6 protein-coding genes are annotated in these 5,162 nt (G+C 67.5%); 2 read left to right on the top strand and 4 right to left on the bottom strand.

From position 1 onward, the window contains the following. Positions 1-296: 296 nt before the first annotated feature. Positions 297-1,280: a hypothetical protein gene (locus AB0M27_RS46595; RefSeq protein ID WP_365732268.1), complete on the top strand. Its 984-nt coding sequence runs from the start codon at positions 297-299 to the stop codon at positions 1,278-1,280. Between the two features lie 44 nt (positions 1,281-1,324). On the opposite strand, the gene serS is transcribed toward AB0M27_RS46595, so the two are convergent. Then, complete coding sequence (gene serS / locus AB0M27_RS46590; protein ID WP_365732267.1) at positions 1,325-2,641, bottom strand: serine--tRNA ligase; 1,317 nt, start codon at positions 2,639-2,641, stop codon at positions 1,325-1,327. Between the two features lie 389 nt (positions 2,642-3,030). Here serS and AB0M27_RS46585 point away from each other — a divergent pair, with 389 nt between their 5' ends. Next, complete coding sequence (locus AB0M27_RS46585) at positions 3,031-3,600, top strand: HD domain-containing protein (protein ID WP_365732266.1); 570 nt, start codon at positions 3,031-3,033, stop codon at positions 3,598-3,600. A 10-nt stretch (positions 3,601-3,610) separates the two neighbouring features. Here AB0M27_RS46585 and AB0M27_RS46580 read toward each other — a convergent pair whose 3' ends face one another. The 3 genes from AB0M27_RS46580 to AB0M27_RS46570 form a co-directional block, all read right to left on the bottom strand. Next, the gene (locus tag AB0M27_RS46580; protein WP_061915903.1) at positions 3,611-4,078 is read right to left on the bottom strand and encodes an NUDIX hydrolase; all 468 of its coding nucleotides are present in this window, start codon (positions 4,076-4,078) and stop codon (positions 3,611-3,613) included. A gap of 7 nt (positions 4,079-4,085) precedes the next feature. Then, positions 4,086-4,241 (bottom strand): hypothetical protein, encoded by a 156-nt coding sequence (locus tag AB0M27_RS46575; RefSeq protein WP_199880944.1) that lies wholly within the window; start codon positions 4,239-4,241, stop codon positions 4,086-4,088. A gap of 262 nt (positions 4,242-4,503) precedes the next feature. Continuing rightward, the coding region (locus AB0M27_RS46570; RefSeq protein WP_365732265.1) for a DUF317 domain-containing protein at positions 4,504-5,162 on the bottom strand (659 nt) is incomplete at its 5' end.

Here is a 5,162-nt window from a genome sequence, read left to right as displayed (position 1 = left end):
TCCCCGGCCCATTCCCCCATCACCACGAAAACGAGTCTGGCCCCGCCGCTCACGCGGCGGGGCCAGAACCCCAAGATCTTCATAAGCCTTCTAGGTCGTGATCGTGCCAGTGGGCAGGTTCGGAAGCAGGTGCGGCCACCTGACGATCAACGGCGCCAGGAAGGAGGAGGTGTAGTCGCACTGATGATGACGCTACCCGGGGCGCAGCCTACGGGGCTCAGTCAGCGAATGGACGGACACGGATCCGCGTGACAATTTCGTGGCGCCGGGAAACACAGCTCCCCCATCCTGACGGAATGCCCGACATCATCACCTCGTGCCTTCAGTACAACGCCACAGCGGTACGCCCAGACTGGAAGGACCTCCCACAAGATGTTCGCCAGCTCATCACCCGACGCCTCGGAGGCTCAGTAGAGGCCGGGTGCAGCGCAGGGAGCGGATTTACCAGCGGCTTCGCCGCTGTACTCCGCGGGGCCTTCGGACCTCTGTTCGTCAAGGCGGTCAAGAGCCTCGACAACAGTGTGGTGGCCGACTCCTACCGCAGGGAAGCGTTGATCAACCAGGCGCTCCCGGCAGAGATTCCGGCGCCACGCCTGCAGTGGATTGAGGAGCACGACGGATGGGTCGTTCTCGGCATCGACGCTGTCCCCGGTGGCCGCATGCCCACCACACCGTGGGAGTCTGATGAGCTAACGGCCACTCTCGACGCGTACAGGATCACAGCAGAGGCACTCTCCACCCCACCCACAGCACTCCAGCATGTGGGCCTCAAGCCGGTGGGTGACGGCGGTGACTTCGCCGACTGGCGCAACCTCGCCCGAGGCGCCACGTCCACGAATGCCCTGCCTTCCTGGGTACCACTCGACCTACTGGACGTGCTGGCCAGCCTGGAAAGCGGATGGCGGGAGGCCGTCGCAGGCAATGCCGTCCTCCACCACGACCTACGACAGGACAACGTGCTGATCGATGCGTACGGCGCCGCGTGGATCTGCGACTGGAACTGGCCCTGCCTGGGGGCGAGCTGGTTCGACCTCGTCCTGCTCCTGGCCACCGCCTACGCCGACGGGCACGATGCCACCGCCCTGTTCACCCAGCACCCCACCGCCCGCGGAGTCGCCGACGAACAACTCGATGCGGCGCTCGCCGCTCTCTCCGGTTTCTTCCTCACCTCCGGCGGACAGCCCGCAGCAGACTGGTCACCGCATCTTCGCCAGCACCAGACGTGGTGTGGAGAGGTCACACTGCGATGGCTGGCTAACCGGCGTGGTTGGGCATTCTGACCTGGGGCCCACCCGTTCAGTGTTCGGCAGACAGCCCGCTCAGCTCAGGCCGAGGGCGGTGCTGTCAGGACACCGCTCGGGATCCACTTGCGCAACACGTCGGGTACCTCCACCGTGCCGTCGGCCCGCTGGTGCTGCTCCAGCAGCGCGGGCACAAGCCTGCTCGTGGCCAGACCTGAGCCGTTCAGCGTGTGGACGAACATCGACTTCCCCTGTTGCGGCCGGTAGCGGATGTTGCCACGCCTCGCCTGGTAGTCGCGGGCATTCGACACCGAGCTGACCTCGACGTACGCCTCGATGCTGGGCAGCCACACCTCGACGTCGTACGTCTTGGCCATCGCTGCGCTGGTGTCCCCGGCCGCGAGTCGCGTGATCCGATAGTGAAGGCCCAGTCCCTTTACCAAGTCCTCCGCTCTGCCGAGAAGCTCCTCGTGTGCGGCGTCCGAGGCGTCAGGGCGGGTGAACTGGAACAGCTCGACCTTGTTGAACTGGTGACCGCGCAGGGTCCCCCGCTCAGCCGTGCGGTAGCCGCCGGCCTCCTTGCGGTAGCACGGCGTGTACGCGACGTACTTCCGAGGCAGCTCCGTCTCGGGCAGCGTCTCGTCCCGATGCAGATTGACCAACGCTGTCTCCGCGGTCGGTAGCAGGAACCGCTCCGGACCGTGCTCCCCCTGCTCCAAGGCGAAGACCTCGTCCGCAAACTTGGGGAACTGGCCCGCCGTGTACCCGGCCGCGAAGGTCAGGATGTGCGGTGGCAACACGAACTCATAGCCGTCCCGCACATGTGCCTCCAGGAAGTGGTTCAGCAGCGCCCACTCCAGGAGCGCGCCGTCACCCCGGTAGACCCAGAAGCCGCTGCCGCCGAGCTTCGTGCCCCGCTCATAGTCGACCAAGCCCAGAGTCCGAGCGAGCTCCACATGGTCCCTGGGCGTGAAACCGAACTCCGGACGCTGGCCGGCTTCACGAATGACCTCGTTGTTCTCCTTGCCCCCGGCCAGCACGTCCGCGTCGGGTAGGTTCGGCAGCGGATCAAGGAAGACCTGACGCGCATGCTCCAGTTCGATGAGCCGCGCCCCGACGGCGGTCAGCTGCTCGCCCACGGCCGATGCTTCACCGTGCAGACTTGCCACGCCCTCGCCAACCCGCTGCCGTTTCGCGATCTCGCCCGAGATCCTCTTGCGCTCCCCACGGAGGCGTTCCATCTCAGCCCGCACCTGTCGGTAGTCGTCGTCCAGTCGAAGAAACTCGTCGAGGTCGACGTGGACCGCCCGCTTGGCTAGCGCCTGCTGGACACGGACTGGGTTCTGGCGAATCAGGGTGACATCGATCATCCTGCCGTGCTCCATTCGATCAGTCATCATGACGTGATCCCTTGGGAGCGCGGGCGAGAAGGGGCAACTCGCGGTGCCACCGCGCCTTCGCCACCAGCAGATGGTGGCCTCATTCAGACCCGGTCACGGGGATCAACCGGCGGGGCATTGGACCTTCCCTGAGGCCGTTCCTCCCCGCACTCGGGAGGGGATTCACCCTGGGGCGCGAGGCTGCCTTCCCAGCTGCCAGCAGCTCTCTCGGCTCGCGTGATCCCTGGCTACTCGTCTCCGTCAACGCGTTGCCAGGAAGGATAAGTACGCCGCGATCGCGTCCGCAATCGAGAAACGCTTCGGCGGCTCCCGCAGCGTCCAGGCTTCCCCTTTGCGCACGGCCACGGATGCCCAAGACGTCCTCGCCGTTGCTGCCATATCCTCCCCAGGTGGCAGCGACCAAGGTTGACTGGGCGTACGAACTGGCTGGCGAGCTGCTGAGTAGCAGCCTCCCGCGCAGGTGGGCACACTCGCAGGGCGTTGCCGCTTGCGCCCAGACGCTGGCGCCGCTGGCCGGTAACAGCGCCGAGGTGCTGGAAGCCGCTGCGGTGCTGCATGACATCGGCTACGCGCCCCCGCTCGTCTCTACCGGATTCCATCCGCTGGACGGAGCACGGTACCTCCGTGACGTGCACGGGGCGGATGGACGGGTTGTCCGCCTGGTCGCGAACCACTCGTATGCGCTGCTCGAAGCCGAGGAGCGTGGCCTCCGGACTGAGCTGGCCGACGAGTTCCCCCTCCTGGATGATCCGCTCCTCGTGGACGCGCTGGTCTACTGCGACATGACCACGACGCCGGACGGCCGACGGACGACGCCCCATGAGCGGCTGCGGGAGATCTTGGGCCGCTACGGCGAGGACAGCGTGGTCGGGCGTTTCATCCGCCGGGCCGCCCCGCACATCCACGCGAGTGTGGATCGGGTGCGGGCGGCAGCGGTCGAGGCCGGCGTGGAGCTGTAAGTCCGAGCGGTCAGCCGAGGTAGGGGTAAGCGCCAGTCAGGTAGTGGCCGATCTGCTCGTGCATGCTCGGGTGGATGTCGAGCTTGTCCAGGTCGTCCGGGTGAACCCAGCGCACGCCGTCGGCCTCCTCATTGACGGTGGGCTTGCCCCCTACGGGGCGGCCGATGTACACGGCCTCGTACTGCTGCCGGATCTCGCCGTCGGTGTACTCGATGATGTGCTCCGGGTTGGAGTAGACGCCGAGGAAGCCGGTGACCTCCGCGACGATGCCGGTCTCCTCCTCGCACTCGCGGACGGCGCACTGCGCCGGGCTCTCGCCGATGTCCTGGGCTCCTCCGGGCAGGGCCCACTGGCCGGTGTCGCGGCGTCGCTGGAGAAGGATGGCGCCTTCGTCGTTGACCACGAGCAGGTTGCTGGCGGGGATAAGGGTGTTGGCCTTGGGGGCCTTGGGGTCGTGGTAGTACTCGGTCCTGCCCACGGCAGTGCTACTCCTGTCTGTCGGGCGCCCAGGGGCGCGCGGATGCCCACACGGCCTCGAAGCTGTCGCCGTACCGCTGGAACCACTCCCCGCCGTCTATGTTGCGGAGCTGGAGTAGCGGGTTGGCGCTGGCCGGCTGGCCCCAGATGTGCGGGTTGACCATGAGGTGGTCGTCGTAAGGGTGAACATGGACGAACGATGGCACTCCGGTCTGACAATCGGGGCGAGATCGTGGAACGCATCGTCTGGGCAGGCAAGATGGCACTGCTGGTGGGGATTACGGGTTCTGTCGCCGCTGTCGTCACGTACTGCCGTCACGGTCCGAACCCCTCAGCGCACCGGCAAACACAGCAGCATGAAGCCCGCCCTTCCCGAAATCGGGGAGGCCGGGCTTCATGCGTCGAATGAAGGACGGACACCGGCGTTCAGCCAGCCGGGGCGCGCAGGAGCCGGTCCCGCGTGCTCGCCGGCAGCACCCGGCGCAGGACCGGTGCGGTCGAGCTGAGCGAGGCGGCGAACGCGGCGACCAGGTCGTGCGGGACGCTGGCTGCGAAGGACGCCGCCCACAGGCACTGCGTGCCCAGCGCGGGCTCGGCCCATGCCTGCCATCCGGCCGGTCCCGCAGCGTCGGCCTCGGCGACCAGGGTGCGCGGGTCGGCGTCCTGGATGAGCGGCGGCACCTTGCCAAGGCTGATGTGCGAGGTGAACGTCGGGTCCGTCGCTGCCGCCTGGGGCTGGTCGATGTCGCGGAGCCAGCCGTGTGCGGCGACGGTGTCGAGGACCAGCTCGGGGCCGGCGAGCGGCAGGGCGGGCTGGTCGCGGGCGTCGAGCGCGACGAGGAAGTCGGTCACGGCCTCGCCGGGGACGTCGGGGGTGAAGTAGGCCGACCACTGGGCGAGCGGGTTGTTCGTGTCCGCACGGGCGGAGATCTGCCAGGCGATCGGCAAGTCGCCCAGGTGGAACGGCTCGTCCGCCAGGCTCCACTGCGCCTGAGGTTCCCCCGCTGCGCGGGAGTGGCTGACTAGCAGGTCAGGGCGGGTTGACGTGGTTTCAGGTTCACTGGTTCGGTCGCTGCCTGGCTGGC

It is taken from the genome of Streptomyces sp. NPDC052107, from assembly GCF_040680215.1.
In the GTDB taxonomy this organism is placed as follows: domain Bacteria; phylum Actinomycetota; class Actinomycetes; order Streptomycetales; family Streptomycetaceae; genus Streptomyces.
The sequence above is the reverse complement of the archived record's forward strand: the minus strand, read 5'-3'. Positions and strand labels throughout refer to the sequence as shown.

Bases quoted from the DNA above. Each gene is read 5' to 3' on its own strand.
- AB0M27_RS46575 (WP_199880944.1), bottom strand. From the start codon at position 4,241: ATGGTCAACCCGCACATCTGGGGCCAGCCGGCCAGCGCCAACCCGCTA.
- AB0M27_RS46595 (WP_365732268.1), top strand. From the start codon at position 297: ATGCCCGACATCATCACCTCGTGCCTTCAGTACAACGCCACAGCGGTA.
- serS (WP_365732267.1), bottom strand. From the start codon at position 2,641: ATGATGACTGATCGAATGGAGCACGGCAGGATGATCGATGTCACCCTG.